18 protein-coding genes are annotated in these 14,047 nt (G+C 63.0%); 10 read left to right on the top strand and 8 right to left on the bottom strand.

The annotated features are described in order from the left end of the window. Positions 1-4: 4 nt before the first annotated feature. Together ACUJ47_RS08225 and ACUJ47_RS08220 are read left to right on the top strand one after the other, a co-directional pair. A complete protein-coding gene (locus ACUJ47_RS08225; RefSeq protein ID WP_445537924.1) occupies positions 5-526 on the top strand; it encodes a glycine cleavage system protein R in 522 nt (173 codons plus the stop codon). Further along, positions 526-840, top strand: coding sequence for an SdpI family protein (locus ACUJ47_RS08220; protein ID WP_445537923.1), 315 nt, complete (start codon positions 526-528; stop codon positions 838-840). The genes ACUJ47_RS08225 and ACUJ47_RS08220 overlap by 1 nt, the downstream gene beginning before the upstream one ends. Here ACUJ47_RS08220 and trmB read toward each other — a convergent pair whose 3' ends face one another. The 3 genes from trmB to ACUJ47_RS08205 all read right to left on the bottom strand — a co-directional run bounded on the left by trmB (position 841) and on the right by ACUJ47_RS08205 (position 2,898). Next, on the bottom strand, positions 841-1,542 hold the full coding sequence (gene trmB, locus ACUJ47_RS08215; RefSeq protein ID WP_445537922.1) for a tRNA (guanine(46)-N(7))-methyltransferase TrmB: 702 nt from the start codon (positions 1,540-1,542) through the stop codon (positions 841-843). An 18-nt stretch (positions 1,543-1,560) separates the two neighbouring features. Then, entirely contained in the window at positions 1,561-2,325 is a 765-nt protein-coding gene (locus tag ACUJ47_RS08210) for a sulfite exporter TauE/SafE family protein (protein WP_445537921.1), read from the bottom strand. 123 nt (positions 2,326-2,448) lie between these two features. Beyond that, positions 2,449-2,898 (bottom strand): RrF2 family transcriptional regulator, encoded by a 450-nt coding sequence (locus tag ACUJ47_RS08205; RefSeq protein WP_445537920.1) that lies wholly within the window; start codon positions 2,896-2,898, stop codon positions 2,449-2,451. Positions 2,899-3,007: 109 nt separating this feature from the next. Between ACUJ47_RS08205 and ACUJ47_RS08200 the strand changes: the two genes are divergently transcribed. The 3 genes from ACUJ47_RS08200 to ACUJ47_RS08190 are packed head-to-tail and all read left to right on the top strand — an operon-like array spanning position 3,008 to position 4,108. After that, positions 3,008-3,448: a group III truncated hemoglobin gene (locus ACUJ47_RS08200; RefSeq protein ID WP_445537919.1), complete on the top strand. Its 441-nt coding sequence runs from the start codon at positions 3,008-3,010 to the stop codon at positions 3,446-3,448. Further along, on the top strand, positions 3,441-3,917 hold the full coding sequence (locus tag ACUJ47_RS08195) for a hypothetical protein (protein WP_445537918.1): 477 nt from the start codon (positions 3,441-3,443) through the stop codon (positions 3,915-3,917). Before ACUJ47_RS08200 ends, ACUJ47_RS08195 begins: the two co-directional genes overlap by 8 nt. Before the next feature lie 35 nt (positions 3,918-3,952). Further along, complete coding sequence (locus ACUJ47_RS08190; protein WP_445537917.1) at positions 3,953-4,108, top strand: hypothetical protein; 156 nt, start codon at positions 3,953-3,955, stop codon at positions 4,106-4,108. A 77-nt stretch (positions 4,109-4,185) separates the two neighbouring features. Here ACUJ47_RS08190 and ctrA read toward each other — a convergent pair whose 3' ends face one another. From ctrA to lptB, 4 genes are all read right to left on the bottom strand, one after another. After that, positions 4,186-4,881, bottom strand: coding sequence for a response regulator transcription factor CtrA (gene ctrA / locus ACUJ47_RS08185; RefSeq protein ID WP_445537916.1), 696 nt, complete (start codon positions 4,879-4,881; stop codon positions 4,186-4,188). 180 nt (positions 4,882-5,061) lie between these two features. Continuing rightward, entirely contained in the window at positions 5,062-5,499 is a 438-nt protein-coding gene (locus ACUJ47_RS08180) for an ester cyclase (RefSeq protein ID WP_445537915.1), read from the bottom strand. 34 nt (positions 5,500-5,533) lie between these two features. Next, complete coding sequence (gene rpoN / locus ACUJ47_RS08175; RefSeq protein WP_445537914.1) at positions 5,534-7,021, bottom strand: RNA polymerase factor sigma-54; 1,488 nt, start codon at positions 7,019-7,021, stop codon at positions 5,534-5,536. Positions 7,022-7,032: 11 nt separating this feature from the next. Next, a complete protein-coding gene (lptB, locus tag ACUJ47_RS08170; RefSeq protein ID WP_445537913.1) occupies positions 7,033-7,824 on the bottom strand; it encodes an LPS export ABC transporter ATP-binding protein in 792 nt (263 codons plus the stop codon). A 162-nt stretch (positions 7,825-7,986) separates the two neighbouring features. Here lptB and ACUJ47_RS08165 point away from each other — a divergent pair, with 162 nt between their 5' ends. Further along, positions 7,987-8,367 (top strand): hypothetical protein, encoded by a 381-nt coding sequence (locus ACUJ47_RS08165; RefSeq protein WP_445537912.1) that lies wholly within the window; start codon positions 7,987-7,989, stop codon positions 8,365-8,367. Positions 8,368-8,422: 55 nt separating this feature from the next. Continuing rightward, positions 8,423-9,811 carry a mechanosensitive ion channel domain-containing protein gene (locus tag ACUJ47_RS08160; RefSeq protein WP_445537911.1) on the top strand — a complete coding sequence of 463 codons (1,389 nt, stop codon included), beginning with the start codon at positions 8,423-8,425 and terminating at the stop codon, positions 9,809-9,811. Here the strand turns inward: ACUJ47_RS08160 and ppa are convergent, their stop codons facing one another. Continuing rightward, the gene (ppa, locus tag ACUJ47_RS08155; RefSeq protein ID WP_445537910.1) at positions 9,812-10,342 is read right to left on the bottom strand and encodes an inorganic diphosphatase; all 531 of its coding nucleotides are present in this window, start codon (positions 10,340-10,342) and stop codon (positions 9,812-9,814) included. A 228-nt stretch (positions 10,343-10,570) separates the two neighbouring features. Here ppa and hisS point away from each other — a divergent pair, with 228 nt between their 5' ends. The 3 genes from hisS (at position 10,571) to prmC (ending at position 13,890) form a co-directional block, all read left to right on the top strand. Next, positions 10,571-11,917 (top strand): histidine--tRNA ligase, encoded by a 1,347-nt coding sequence (hisS, locus tag ACUJ47_RS08150; RefSeq protein WP_445537909.1) that lies wholly within the window; start codon positions 10,571-10,573, stop codon positions 11,915-11,917. Continuing rightward, positions 11,914-12,984, top strand: a complete 1,071-nt coding sequence (gene prfA / locus ACUJ47_RS08145) for a peptide chain release factor 1 (RefSeq protein WP_445537908.1) — start codon at positions 11,914-11,916, stop codon at positions 12,982-12,984. Before hisS ends, prfA begins: the two co-directional genes overlap by 4 nt. Before the next feature lie 84 nt (positions 12,985-13,068). Next, positions 13,069-13,890 carry a peptide chain release factor N(5)-glutamine methyltransferase gene (gene prmC, locus ACUJ47_RS08140; protein WP_445537907.1) on the top strand — a complete coding sequence of 274 codons (822 nt, stop codon included), beginning with the start codon at positions 13,069-13,071 and terminating at the stop codon, positions 13,888-13,890. Positions 13,891-14,047 lie beyond the last annotated feature (157 nt).

The raw sequence follows: 14,047 nt of genomic DNA, 5'->3' as shown, positions 1-14,047 counted from the left end.
CACTATGAGCGACAGCACCCGCATCGTGCTCTCGGTCACTGGCAGCGACCGTCCCGGCCTCACTTCGGCGCTGGCGGAAGCGGTGCTGGCGGCGGGCGGCAACTGGCAGGAAGGCCACCTCAGCCGGCTGGGCGGGCTCTATGTCGGTTCAGTGCTGGTCGAATTGCCCGACGCCAATGTCGGCGAATTGCAGCGCCAGGTGCAGTCGATCGACACCGCCGGCCTGAATGTGGTGATCAACCCGGCAGGCGACGAACCTGCAACCGCGCCAGGCGCGCTGCTGTTCGAACTGGTCGGGCAGGACCGGCCGGGGATCATTCGCGAAGTTTCCGCGATCCTTGCCCGGCTTGGCGTCAATATCGAGAGCCTGTCGAGCGGCGAGGAAACCGCCGCATGGGGCGGCGAGCGGCTGTTCCGCGCTGAGCTGCTCGTGACACTGCCCGAAGGCGTTGCACCCGAAGCGGTGCAGGAAGCACTCGAATCGATTTCGGGCGAAATCATGGTCGACTTCACCTTCGGCGGCTGATGCGCGGCCTCACTATCCTTGATTATGTGCCCCTGTTCCTCGCGGCAGTGTGCCTGCCGCTTGCGCTGTCACTGATCGAGCCGAACGGCGTCTATGGCGTTCGGACTTCGGCAACGCTCGCTTCCGAAGCCGCATGGTACCGGGCCAATTCCGTCAGCGGATGGTGCGGCCTTGTCGCCGGACTCGCGGGGTTTGCATTCAATTGGCGGCTCTCGCGCGATCCGGTCGACGATAAGCAGTCGAAACGCAGAGGATTGGTCGTGGTGCTTGTGGTTGCCGCAGCGATGACGATTCCCGGCCTGCTCGCCGCGTAACTATTTGCGCCGATAGCGGAAGTACCACACCTCATGCCCGTAAACGGTGCGCGCCTTGTGCTCATAGCGGGTTTCGGGCCAGCCCGAAGGGCGAACTTCCCAGCATGAGCGGTCCTTGACCTGCCATTCGAACGCATCTGTGTGGCGCTGCATCACCATCAGCGCATGGCGCAGATAGACCGGATGGTCGGTGCCGAAGCGGAATTCGCCGCCGGGCTTGAGCTTGTCGGCGAACATGCTGACCGGCCCGTCGTTCATCATGCGGCGCTTGGCGTGCTTGGCCTTGGGCCAGGGGTCGGGATGAAGCAGGTAGATCATGGTAAGCGACCCGTCGGGTACGCGGGAGAGCACATCCAGCGCGTCGCCCATGTGCAGCCGGACATTGGCCAGCTTCTGCTCCTCGATATGGGTCAGCGCCTGCGCCACGCCGTTGACGAAAGGCTCGGCCCCGATGAACCCGTGGTCGGGCAGCAGATCGGCACGATAGGCCAGGTGCTCGCCCCCGCCGAAGCCGATCTCGAAATGGAGCGGGAGATCGTCCCCGAACAGGATTTGCGAGGTGACCGGCCCTTCGGCTGGTACGGCAATCTGCGGCAGCAAATTGTCGACCAGCCCTTGCTGGCGCGCGCGCAGAGGCTTGCCCTGGCTGCGGCCATAGAGCCGGTTGAGCGTAGTGGGATCGCCTTCCTTGAATGCAGACATGGGCCGCGCCCTAGGCGTTCAACTCCATGCCGTCCAGATGCCGTAGCTGCTGGTGACCGTGAGCGCGCCACCCACCAGGATCAGCATCAGCTTGGGGCTGAAATGCTTTGCGGCGAAAGCGGCGAAGGGCGCTGCCGCCATGCCGCCAATCAGCAGGCCCAGCGTTGCCCCGGCGAGGTCTGCAATCCCGATATGCAGGATGAAAGTGGCGGAGATCGCGACCGTTATGAAGAATTCGGCGGCATTGACCGATCCGACCACCTTGCGCGGCTCCGCGCCTTGCACCAGCAGGTTGGAGGTCACGACCGGTCCCCAGCCGCCGCCGCCTGCCGCGTCGAGGAAGCCGCCAACAAGGCCGAGCGGGGCGACATGGCGCGCCGGGCGCAGCTTGGGCGGGTAGAGCAGGCCGCGTGCGAGCAGGTAGACGCCCATCGCTGCCAAATAGAGCAGCACGAAAGGCTTGATCGCTTCGCCGTCGATCGAAGTCAGGAGGTAGGCGCCGGCCACCCCGCCGATGACCCCGGGGATCACCAGCCCAGCGAACAGGCGCTTGTCGATATTGCCGTGGAACAGGTGGCTCAGGCCCGAAGTGGCGGTGGTGAAGCATTCGACGACATGCACCCGCTGCGATGCCTGCGCCGGGGGGAGGCCGAGCACGCCAACGAGCAAAGTGTTGGAGATCACGCCGAAAGCCATGCCTAGCGCGCCGTCGACCAGCTGCGCGGCGAAGCCGACCGCAATGAACGGCGCGATGGCCGCGAGATCAATGCCGAACCATTCCATCCCGCGGTTTCCTGCCTGGGTGAATTCGATCGGCCTTTATTCAATCGCGCTTGTGCCAGCGAGATAGATTTAGCTCGCGGGGTGGTAAAGAAAATCCGGGGGTGTTTAGGAGCGAGGTTCTACTCACTCCTTGCATGCGTCAGACAATAATTCCAGGCGCGAGGCCATGCGATGACGGTCTGGAACAGATTGTGCCAGCGTGTAACCATCGAGTCGCTTGAGGAAATCCCCCAAAGCCAATTTCAACGCTCCCTGCAGGCCGCACATTCCTGCAATCCTGCATGTGTTTGTGTCGGGGGAGAAGCACTCGACGAATCCGCCCAGCGACTCCAGTTGCCTTACGACTGCCCCGACTGACACCTCTTCAGGTGGAACTGCCAGCGCTAATCCGCCGCCCCGGCCCCTTTTCGCGGTGACGAGCCCCATTGCGGACAGTTGTTGCCCGACCTTCATCAAGTGATTGCGTGAAATTCCATAAGCATCGGCGATCTCATCGACCGACACAGTCCGCTCCTCGGTTGCCAGGTACATCAGCAACCGCAGGGCGTAATCGGTCATCAGGTTCAGGCGCATTTAAAGCACATATCAGACATTGCTCTTGCCGCAATGCGAGATATAAAAGGTATATAACATACCACTTATAAGAGTCGCCGCCATGACCTTGCCACATCCCAGCGCCGCGATGGCACGAAATGAACGCCGCCTGCTGGCGGACCAACTTGGCATCAATTCCGGTCTCATCGATCGCATCGTAGAGCGGTTCTATGCTTCAGTTCGCGAGGACGAACTGCTTGCTCCGATTTTCGCCGCCAGAGTTGCCGACTGGCCGCATCACCTCGCCCGGATGAAACTGTTCTGGGCCGCGGTGTTGCGGGGAGAAGGCGGCTTTGCAGGCAATCCAATGCTCAAGCATGCCGTCATCACCGGCCTAGGCCAGGGCGAGTTCGATCGTTGGCTTGCCCTGTTCGAGCGCGCGCTGGCGCTTGAAGCAAGTAATGCCGCCGCTGCCCAAATCCTGCGCCGCGCCGAAATGATTGCCGCCAGCCTGCGTGCAGGGATTGAGCGCAATCGCAGCGAGGCAACCCCGCCTGAAACCCCGATCGAAGGAGCAAACCATGCTTGAATACCGTCTTGCCGAGCCTGTCGTTGATGAATGCAGTGATCCGTGCTGCAACATTGGTGAGACGTGCGACTCGACCATGCTCGCTCTGTTTGAGACCCCAGGCGCTCGGCTTCGCGCGGACCACTCCGATAGTGACCTTGAGTTTCCGCGCAGGATATGGTTCGCGATGGGCGTTGCCTATGCAGTGTTCTTCACCGGCCTCTGGCTGGCAACGGCAAGCGGGACCGCGGCTACCTTCGCCCTCGTCATCGGTATTCTCTATACCTTGATGTATTTCGCGACCGCATTGGTGTTGTTTCGCCTGAATCCGGCCCGTCGCCGTTCACCATTCGCGCAGGGTACAGCACCGCTCGCAACCTGGACCGGACCGATGGAGGGAGGAGCGGTAGCGGCGCAGGTCCTCGCAATCCCCTTTGCGCTCGCGACATTCGGCGCAGGCTTCATGCTCGTCCGCGCTGCGGCATTCTGACGCTCGAACTTTTCCCAAGTAGCAGACCATGGCCCATGCGCCTCTTCACCAGGGGCGAGGGACTGTCCGAATTGGCCGAGATCTGGATCGAGGATGCCTTCCTGGTCGAGCTGTTCGATGCGGTCCAGCTTGCCGGGTTCCAGTCGCGGGTCGACCGCACTGCCTGGAGGGAACTGGTCGGCACGGCGTAATTTGCGCCACCCGAAAAGAAAAACGCCCGGAGCATAGCCCCGGGCGCAGTCTCTTTTCCTTCGTGAAAGGAACTGGTTCAGGCCGCTTCGGCAGCCTCGTCCGCGTCGCGCAGCACATAGCCGCGACCCCACACGGTTTCGATGTAGTTCTCGCCGCCGCATGCATGGCTGAGCTTCTTGCGCAGCTTGCAGATGAAGACGTCGATGATCTTGAGTTCGGGTTCGTCCATCCCGCCATAGAGGTGGTTGAGGAACATTTCCTTGGTCAGCGTGGTGCCCTTGCGCAGCGAAAGCAGCTCGAGCATCGCATATTCCTTGCCGGTCAGGTGGACGCGGGCGCCGTCGACTTCGACGGTCTTCGCATCGAGGTTCACCGCCAGCTTGCCGGTGCGGATGATCGACTGGCTGTGGCCCTTCGAACGGCGCACCACGGCATGGATGCGGGCGACCAGCTCTTCGCGGTGGAACGGCTTGGTCACGTAATCGTCGGCGCCGAAGCCGAAGCTGCGGATCTTGCTGTCCATTTCCGAAATGCCCGAAAGGATCAGCACCGGCGTCTGCACCTTGGCGACGCGCAGCTTCTTGAGCACGTCATAACCGTGCATATCCGGCAGGTTCAGGTCGAGCAGGATGATGTCGTAATCATACAGCTTGCCCAGATCCAGGCCTTCCTCGCCCAGATCGGTCGAATAGACGTTAAAGCCTTCGGTCGTGAGCATCAGCTCGATCGCCTTGGCGGTTGTCGGTTCGTCCTCAATCAACAGCACGCGCATGGGTGGTTCCCCCTTTGCCCCAGAGCTCGCGGTAACCTCTCATCAAGAGGGGTTGCCAGGAATTAACCACACGAGGTCTCAACGAAAAAGGTTAATTTAGCGTAAAGCCGGTGTCCGTGCGGATTGCGCCAGGCAGTGAGTCTATTAGGCAACAGCTACTTAGGTGCGGCAAGGCGCAGGCTACAGATCGATCCCGATCGAGCGGAGCATGCCCAGCTGGTCGAAATAGGGCCGCTCGCACAGGATCAGGTCGCTGCCCGGAGCGAATTCGAATGTCGCCGCCATCCGCGCCTTGAGCTTGCGGCCGGTTGGCGGGATCACGCTGTCGCCCACGCGGATCTCGCCCAGATGCGTGCCGGTGAGCCAGAATTCGACCAGCACCGTGTTCCCGGCATGTGCGATTTCGATGATCTCATTGCCCTGGTCGGGGAAGACCGAGCGCGATCCGGCGAAATAGCCGCGCACGGATTCCTCACCGTCGAACACCTGACCGGTTGCCATTTCATAGCGCGGGTGGCCGTCGAAGGTCGCGATCACCGCATCCCAGTCATATTCCATTTCGAGCGCCATATGGTCGCGCACGCGCTGCAGGCGCCTCTCGGCCAGATCGTCGCTCATCTTCCTTCTCCCTCTCCCGAATTCAAACCGGCGCTTACAAGCCCCGCAGCTTTTTGGCGCGCCGCCGCTGGACCGACGAGCCGATTCCCATGGCCTCGCGGTATTTCGCCACGGTCCGCCGCGCGAGGTCGAAGCCTTCCGCCTTGAGCAGGTCGACAAGCGTATCGTCGGACAGGATCTTGGCAGGATCCTCCGCATCGATCAGCGCCTTGATCCGCGCCTTCACCGCTTCGGAGGACGCGCCTTCGCCATCGCCAGCACCCCCGACTCTGCCCACGCCGCTAGTGAAGAAATACTTCAGTTCGAACGTGCCGCGCTCGCAGCTGAGGAACTTGTTGCTGGTGACGCGGCTGACGGTGCTTTCGTGCATTTCGATCGCTTCGGCCACTTCGCGCAAGGTCAGCGGGCGAAGCTCGGAAACGCCGCGCCGGAAGAAGCCGTCCTGCCGTTTGACGATTTCCGCCGCGGTCTTGAGAATGGTCTTCTGCCGCTGGTCGAGCGCGCGGATCAGCCAGTTGGCGTCAGCCAGCTTTTCCTTGAGCCAGCGGCGCGCTTCCTTGTCCGCCCCGCCGCCGCGTCGCAATTCGAGGTAATAGCCGCGATTGACCACGAGGCGCGGCAAAGTGTCTTCATTGAGCCTTATGTCCCACCCGCCGTCCGCGGTCGCTGCGATCAATATGTCAGGGACCACCGCCTGCGCGCCCGGGTTGCCGAAAGCGAGGCCGGGCTTGGGATCGTAACCGCGCAGCTCGCTCAGCATTTCGGCGAAATCCTCGTCGTCGACGCCGCACATCCGCTTCAGCCGGGGAATTTCGCCGCGCGCCAGCAGGTCGAGATTGTCGATTAGCCTTGCCATGCAGGGATCGTAGCGATCGGCTTCGCGCGCCTGGATAGCGAGGCATTCAGACAGCGATCGCGCGCCCACCCCGCTCGGGTCCATGCTCTGGACCAGTGCCAGCCCGGCTTCGGTTTCGGGCAGGGTAACGCCAAGGTCCGCTGCAATCTCGCGCAGGTCGAAGCTGAGGTAGCCGGCCTCGTCGAGCAGGCCGATGATGTGCCGTGCGATGAATTGCTCGCGCGCATCGGAACTCAGCGCGCCCACCTGTTCGTGCAGATGATCGGCCAGGCTCAGTTCCGCGCTGGAGCGTTCCTCGAATGACGAATATTCATTGTCGGAGGCGCCGTGGCTGGCGGCAGCGCCCCAATCGGCATCGCCAGTGTCGAAATCGCGATCGAGCGACGCCGGATCGAGATCGAGCGGAGCTTCGGCTTCGCCATGGCCTTCGGCGATCAGGACGTCGGCGGTGAATTCCTCGCGCGGGATGTCGTCGGCTGGCAGCTCTTCGCCCGCCTCGCGGCTGACCTCGCCAGCTTCGAGCAGCGGATTGGCTTCGAGCGCTTCGCCGATGAAGGCTTCGATTTCGAGATTGGACAGCGCCAGCAGCTTGATCGCCTGCTGCAACTGCGGCGTCATCACCAAGCCTTGCGATTGGCGGAGGTCCAGTCTCGGTCCGAGCGCCATCTGCCAAACCTCTAGAGCGTGAAGCCCTCGCCAAGGTAAAGGCGCCGCACGTTCTCGTCGGCTACAAGGTCTTGCGGAGAGCCTGCAAACAGCACCTGGCCACCATAGATGATGCAGGCGCGATCGACGATGTCGAGCGTTTCGCGCACATTGTGATCGGTGATCAGCACGCCGATGCCGCGTTCCTTGAGGTCTTTCACCAAATCGCGGATGTCGCTGATCGAAAGCGGGTCGATCCCGGCGAATGGCTCGTCGAGCAGCATGATCGAAGGCTTGGCCGCCAGCGCGCGGGCGATCTCGCAGCGCCGGCGCTCGCCGCCCGAAAGCGCCATGGCCGGGGATTCGCGCAGCCGGGTAAGGCCGAATTCGTCGAGCAGCCGCTCAAGCTCCTGCGCGCGCGTGTCCGCATCGGGCTCGACCATTTCGAGCACGCAATTGATGTTCTGTTCCACGGTCATCCCGCGGAAAATGCTGGTTTCCTGCGGCAAATAGCCCAGGCCCAGGATCGCGCGGCGATACATCGGCAGATTGGTGACGTCCTCGCTATCCATCAGGATGCGGCCCGAATCCGGCCGCACCAGGCCCATGATCGAATAGAAGCAAGTGGTCTTGCCGGCGCCATTGGGGCCGAGCAGGCCGAGCACTTCGCCCTTGGCCACGGTCAGCGAGATGTCGCTCAGCACGCTGCGCTTGTCATAGCTCTTGGCGATCGAGATCACTTCGAGGCCGCCATTGGGCATGGGCGCGCTTGCACTCTTCGCCGGAGAGTGGGTCGCTTCGCTCAGGGTTTCGCTATGCTCCATCACGCCTGCTTTAGCATTCCGTGCGGCCCAGAAAACCCCTGTCTTCGCTCAATTGGCAGGATTTGTGCATGGCGGCGCAGATCGCCATGGTTAGCGGGCTTGCACAAGTCGCCTTGCTCTGTGATACTCCGGATTCGGAGAGGCATTGTGGGGAGAACCTCGATGGACGACGTCGTCTCGCACGACGATGCAGGGTCAGCGCGCGCTGGGGGTCATGCGCGCGACTGGCGCAAATCGATGAGCGACCATGTCGCTTACGCGCTGCTGGTCTACACCGGCCTGCAGATTTTCGTCACGGTGAACGCGATCAAGGGCGGCTCGCACAGCATGCTGCCCTATCTCGCGCTGGTGGTGCTAGTGGCGGGGATCATCCCGGCGTGCCGCTGGTTCGAGAAGCGCTGGGTCAATCTTTCGGACGAGCAGGCCGTCGATCCCGCCTATGCCGAGGCGTTCAAGCGCGACCGGTTGATGCTGTGGGGGCTGGCGATCGGCTTGCCCTTCGTGCTTACCGCGCTGTTCAAGGTCATCGCCGCCGTCTTCTGACTTAAGTTTTGCGCCGCCGCCCAACCGCTGTAGGCTGACGGGGCGGGGGTGACACATGCGTAAATATTCCTGGCACATGGTTTTGCTGGTGGCTCTGCCGCTTGCTCTTGGCGCGCCTGCATCAGCCGTCCTCCCCACATCGATTCCAACGACCTCTCCGACTGCAGAGGCTCCCGAACAGATAATCGAGGCCACGCGCGACGAGGGCCAGGATACGCTGATCGCTGAACGGATCGAGGGCATTTTCGCCGAACTCCCCGCATTTTCGAGCGTGAATGTCGAAGTGAATAAAGGGGTCGTCACGCTCTCGGGCAAGGTGGCGGACCCGGCGGGGATCGGTCGTGCGGGCAATATCGCCGCACGCGTTTCCGGCGTTGTCACAGTCGAGAACCGGCTCGAACGCGATCTTTCGGTTGAGGAAAACCTTTCCGTGCTGGGCCAGATGTCGGGGCTTGCCCAGAACTTCGTCAAAGCCCTTCCGCTTATCCTGGTATCGCTGCTGGCCGCGATCCTGATCGGCGGGCTTGGCTATCTGATCGCCGGCTTCAGAGGATTGTGGAGCCGGATCGCGCCGAACATATTCCTCGCCGAACTGATCCGCAGCGCCATCCGATTCGTGTTCGTTGTCGGCGGCGTGATCATTGCGCTCGACATGCTCGGGGCCGGCACGTTGATGGGGGCGGTGCTAGGCGGCGCGGGCGTGATGGGGATCGCACTTGGCTTTGCCATGCGCGACACAATCGAGAACTATGTCGCTTCGCTGATGCTGAGCATTCGCCAGCCGTTTCGCGCCAATGACTGGGTGTTGATCGACCAATATGAAGGCCGCGTGATCCGGCTCACCAGCAGGGCCACTATCCTGATGACGCTCGATGGGAACCATTTGCGTATTCCCAATGCGCAGGTCTTCAAGGCTGTCATCCTCAACTACACGCGCAATCCGCAGCGCCGCTTCGAATTCGAGCTAGGGATCGATGCCGATGACGACCCGCCTGCGGCGATGGCTTGCGGGATTGAAGCACTGGCAAAGCTCGACTTCGTGCTGGCCGATCCCGAACCATCGGCGCGGCTCCAGAAGGTGGGCGATTCCAATATCGTGCTGCTCTACCTCGGCTGGATCGACCAGCGCGAGGCAGACTGGTTCAAATCGCGCAGCCTGGCGATCGCGGCGGTAAAGGACGCGCTCGAACAGGCAGGCTTCGCCATTCCCGAGCCGATCTACCGCTTGCGGGTCGATTCACGCAGCGATGCCTTGCCGATCGGGCGCCCGGTTGCTGCGGTGGAAAGCGAGGCGGGTGCCGCAAGGGCTGCCACGCAACAGGCCGAAACGCTCAGCCAGGATGTCCGCCCCGAAGGCGAAATCGAACAAATGGTCGAGGCCGAGCGTCGCAGCAGCGGCAAGCGGGCCAAGGACCTGCTCGATCCCAGCCGCCCGGTGGAGTGATCAGCCTTTCTTGGCGCGCTCGATCGCTTCGACCACGATCCGCCGCGCTTCCTGTGCGTCGCCCCAGCTGCCAATGCGCACCCACTTTTCGGCTTCGAGATCCTTGTAGTGGGTGAAGAAGTGCTCGATCTGCTGGAAGATGATCGACGGCAGGTCTTTGGTTTCACCGACATCCGAATAATAGGGGAAAGTCGTGTCGACCGGCACGCAGATCAGCTTCTCGTCGCCGCCATGCTCGTCTTCGAGGTTGAGCACGCCGATCGGGCGCGCGCGCACGACACAGCCCGGGATGAAAGGGCTGCGCGAGATCACCAGCGCGTCGAGCGGATCGCCATCGGGCGAAAGCGTGTGCGGGACAAAGCCGTAATTGGCGGGATAGCGCATCGGCGTGTGCAGAATGCGGTCGACGAAGAGCGCGCCCGATTCCTTGTCGAACTCGTATTTCACCGGTTCGCCGCCAGTGGGAACTTCGATGATGACGTTCAGGTCTTCGGGCGGGTTGGCGCCGGTGGGGATCTTGTCGATGCGCATTTCAGTCTCGTGTCGTCTTTTCAGTCTCGGCTGTCGCCGAGCTCTGCGCTCGGCTCCGGCCCTCTCCCCCACCCAACCACCCGATAGGCTATCCGGCCATGATATCGGGTGGTTGGGTGGGGGAGAGGGCTGGCACCGCTTCCAGCCGTGAGGCTGGAATTCGTAGCGCGGCCTTTAGCGGCGCGACTGCCATTGCGAAAGCCCTTCCTTGGTCGTAATCGCCCCCGCATGAGCAAGATCACCCCGCAAGCCATCAGAGGCACCCAGGATATTTTCGGCGCCGAAGCCGAAGCTTTTGCATTCGTGGTCGAAACCTTCGAGCGCGTGCGCAAGCTCTATCGTTTCCGCCGGGTGGAAATGCCGGTGTTCGAAAAGACCGAAGTGTTCGCACGCTCGATCGGCGAGACCACCGATATTGTCTCGAAGGAAATGTATTCCTTCGAGGATCGCGGCGGGGAATCGCTCACGCTGCGCCCCGAATTCACCGCGGGCATCGCGCGCGCCTATCTCACCAATGGCTGGCAGCAGCACGCGCCGCTTAAGGTTGCGACCCACGGCCCGCTGTTCCGCTACGAGCGCCCGCAGAAGGGCCGCTATCGCCAGTTCCACCAGATCGACGCGGAGATCATCGGCGCGGCGGAACCACAGGCCGATGTCGAGTTGCTGGCCATGGCCGACCAGATCATCCGCGAACTGGGCATCACCGGCGTGACGCTGCACCTCAACACACTGGGCGATGCCGAGAGCCGCGAGGCGTGGCGCGCCGCGCTGGTCGAACACTTCCGCGCCGTGAAGGACGAACTGAGCGAGGATTCGCAGGAGCGGCTTGAGAAGAACCCGCTGCGGATCCTGGACTCGAAGGACCCGCGTGACCGCAAGTTTGTGAGCGCCGCTCCGAAGATCGACCAGTTTCTGTCGGACGAGGCGAAGTCGTTTTTCGAAGCGGTGACTTCGGGGCTCGATGCGGCGGGTGTGGAGTGGGTGCGCGCCGAAAGCCTCGTGCGCGGCCTCGACTATTATCGCCACACCGCCTTCGAGTTCATCCCGGACGAGGGCAGCGAGGCCGCCTCGCGCCTCGGTTCGCAAAGCACGATCCTCGGCGGCGGTCGCTATGACGGGCTGATGGAATCGCTTGGCGGCGCACCCACGCCCGCGGTCGGCTGGGCTGCCGGGATCGAGCGGCTGGCGATGCTGGTTGGTGACAAGGCTGAGGAACCGGTCGAGATTGCTGTAATACCGATCAGTGAAGTCGGCAATCTGCGAGCGATCGAGGTGGCGCAGGCCTTGCGCAACTCCCGCTTCTCGGCTGAGATTTTTGCTCGCGGCAATATGAAGAAGCGCTTTGCCCGCGCAGACCAGGCTGGAGCCATGGCCGCGATCATCATTGGCGAGGACGAAATTGCCTCTGGCCAGCTCCAGTTCAAGCATCTTGGAACGGGTGAGCAGTCGACTTTAACTTTGGACGAGGCCAGCGAGCGCGCTTGGGAATTGCGACTTGATCGCGACGTTGGAAAATTTGATTCTTATATGGACAAACTGGAGGACGCGGTGAATTCGTTGGGAGACGAAGATTGACCGCCATCCCCGCCGAACGTCTTGACCAGATCGCGCATCGCTTCGCCGAGCTTGAAGCACGCATGGCCTCGGGCACGCTCGAGGGAGAGGCATTCGTCAAGGCCAGCCGCGACTATGCCGAGCTTGAGCCGGTGGCGAAGGCCGCAGGCTTGGTCGCCGCCATGCGCGAGGAAGTGCTGGCGCTCAATGCCATGAAGGAAGACCCCGAGTTCAAGGCCATGGCCGAGGAAGAGCTGGCCAAGATCAGGGAAGAATTGCCCGAGCTCGAACGCCAGCTCGCCGTGGCCATGCTCCCCAAGGACAGCGCCGACAGCAAGCCCGCCATGCTCGAAATCCGCGCCGGCACCGGCGGCGACGAAGCGGCGCTGTTCGCGGCTGACCTTTACCGCATGTATGAGCGCTATGCCGCCGAACAGGGCTGGAAGGTCGAACCGATCAGCATGAACGCCAGCGACATCGGCGGGTTCAAGGAAATCGTCGCCAATGTCAGCGGACAGGGCGTGTTCGCCAAGCTCAAGTTCGAAAGCGGAGTGCACCGTGTGCAGCGCGTGCCCGTGACCGAAAGCGGCGGGCGCATCCACACGTCGGCGGCGACCGTGGCGGTCCTGCCCGAGCCCGACGAGGTCGACGTCCATATCGAGGACAAGGACCTCAAGATCGACATTTACCGCGCCAGTGGCGCGGGCGGGCAGCACGTCAACACCACCGATTCCGCCGTGCGCATCACCCATTTGCCGAGCGGGATCGTCGTGACCTGCCAGGATGAGCGCAGCCAGCACAAGAACCGCGCCAAGGCGATGCAGGTTCTGCGTGCGCGCCTCTACGAGCAGATGCGCGATCAGGCGCAGGGGGCCGAAGCGGAAGCGCGCAAGGCGATGGTCGGCAGCGGCGACCGGTCCGAGCGCATTCGCACCTACAATTTCCCGCAAGGCCGCGTGACCGACCACCGCATCGGCCTGACCCTGCACAAGCTCGACGAAGTGCTCGCCGGGCCCGGGCTGGGCGAACTGGTGGATGCATTGATCGCAGAGGACGAGGCCAAGCGCCTCGCCGCGATGGGTGAGTGATCTCCTTCCCGTTCGCCTCGAGCCAAGTCGAGAGGCCGAACGGGCTGTGTCTCTACTTCGCTCGACACGAACGGAGCGGAGCGAGTGACAGTAGCTGACGCCTTGCGCGCGGCGACGCAGAACCTTTCTCAAACCAGCGACACCGCGCGGCTCGATGCCGAACTGCTGATGGCGCATGCTCTGGGTGCCAGCCGGTCGGACATGTTGCTGCGCCACATGGGTGCGGAGGCGCCGGCCTGCTTCGCGGCGCTGGTCGAGCGCCGGGCGCGGCACGAGCCGGTCGCCTACATCCTCGGCGAGGCCGAGTTCTTCGGGCGCAGCTTCATCGTCAGTCCGGCGGTGCTGATCCCGCGCGGCGACAGCGAGAGCGTGGTCGAGGCGGCGCTGGAGGTGGCGCCGATTGACGGGCGGGTGCTCGATCTCGGCACCGGATCGGGCGCCTTGCTGCTGACCCTGCTGGCCGAGCGCCCAGGCCTCACCGGCGTGGGGATCGACGCGTCGCTCGGCGCGCTCGCGGTGGCGGCGGCGAATGCGGCGCGGCTGGGGCTGGGCGAGCGGGCGCGGATGCAGCGTGGCGACTGGCGCGAAGCCGGTTGGGCTGACGATCTGGGCCGCTTCGAACTGGTTATCGCCAACCCGCCCTATGTCGAAACCACGGCAAGGCTTGACGCCTCGGTGCGCGAATTCGAGCCCGCCAGCGCGCTCTTTGCGGGCCCCGAAGGGCTCGACGACTACCGTATCATCGTCCCGCAATTGCGCAGCCTGTTGACAGAAACCGGCGCTGCAGTGCTCGAGATCGGGGCTGGGCAAGCGGAGATGGTGGCGCAAATTGCTGAGGAGGCTGGATTTTCCGTTTCCTTGCGCCGCGATCTTGCCGAGCGGCCGCGCGCGCTCATTCTGACATAAAGGCTTGGCAAACCGGCTTGGAAGCACTAACTCCGAATCGGCCTCTGGTTTGCCAAAGCTGCGAACCATTGCGCCAAGCTCCGCATTTAAAGGTTATTGGGCAGCGCGAACCCGCCTGCCGGGGCATGCGGATAGGACTGCTCCGTCCGATTGGGCG

This window comes from Altererythrobacter sp. Z27 (assembly GCF_052683155.1).
The sequence above is the reverse complement of the archived record's forward strand: the minus strand, read 5'-3'. Positions and strand labels throughout refer to the sequence as shown.

Excerpts from the sequence above, each read along its gene's own strand:
- ACUJ47_RS08225 (WP_445537924.1), top strand. The coding sequence starts at position 5 with ATGAGCGACAGCACCCGCATCGTGCTCTCGGTCACTGGCAGCGACCGT.
- ACUJ47_RS08220 (WP_445537923.1), top strand. The coding sequence starts at position 526 with ATGCGCGGCCTCACTATCCTTGATTATGTGCCCCTGTTCCTCGCGGCA.
- trmB (WP_445537922.1), bottom strand. The coding sequence starts at position 1,542 with ATGTCTGCATTCAAGGAAGGCGATCCCACTACGCTCAACCGGCTCTAT.
- ACUJ47_RS08210 (WP_445537921.1), bottom strand. The coding sequence starts at position 2,325 with ATGGAATGGTTCGGCATTGATCTCGCGGCCATCGCGCCGTTCATTGCG.
- ACUJ47_RS08205 (WP_445537920.1), bottom strand. The coding sequence starts at position 2,898 with ATGCGCCTGAACCTGATGACCGATTACGCCCTGCGGTTGCTGATGTAC.
- ACUJ47_RS08200 (WP_445537919.1), top strand. The coding sequence starts at position 3,008 with ATGGCACGAAATGAACGCCGCCTGCTGGCGGACCAACTTGGCATCAAT.
- ACUJ47_RS08195 (WP_445537918.1), top strand. The coding sequence starts at position 3,441 with ATGCTTGAATACCGTCTTGCCGAGCCTGTCGTTGATGAATGCAGTGAT.
- ACUJ47_RS08190 (WP_445537917.1), top strand. The coding sequence starts at position 3,953 with ATGCGCCTCTTCACCAGGGGCGAGGGACTGTCCGAATTGGCCGAGATC.
- ctrA (WP_445537916.1), bottom strand. The coding sequence starts at position 4,881 with ATGCGCGTGCTGTTGATTGAGGACGAACCGACAACCGCCAAGGCGATC.
- ACUJ47_RS08180 (WP_445537915.1), bottom strand. The coding sequence starts at position 5,499 with ATGAGCGACGATCTGGCCGAGAGGCGCCTGCAGCGCGTGCGCGACCAT.
- rpoN (WP_445537914.1), bottom strand. The coding sequence starts at position 7,021 with ATGGCGCTCGGACCGAGACTGGACCTCCGCCAATCGCAAGGCTTGGTG.
- lptB (WP_445537913.1), bottom strand. The coding sequence starts at position 7,824 with ATGGAGCATAGCGAAACCCTGAGCGAAGCGACCCACTCTCCGGCGAAG.
- ACUJ47_RS08165 (WP_445537912.1), top strand. The coding sequence starts at position 7,987 with ATGGACGACGTCGTCTCGCACGACGATGCAGGGTCAGCGCGCGCTGGG.
- ACUJ47_RS08160 (WP_445537911.1), top strand. The coding sequence starts at position 8,423 with ATGCGTAAATATTCCTGGCACATGGTTTTGCTGGTGGCTCTGCCGCTT.
- ppa (WP_445537910.1), bottom strand. The coding sequence starts at position 10,342 with ATGCGCATCGACAAGATCCCCACCGGCGCCAACCCGCCCGAAGACCTG.
- hisS (WP_445537909.1), top strand. The coding sequence starts at position 10,571 with ATGAGCAAGATCACCCCGCAAGCCATCAGAGGCACCCAGGATATTTTC.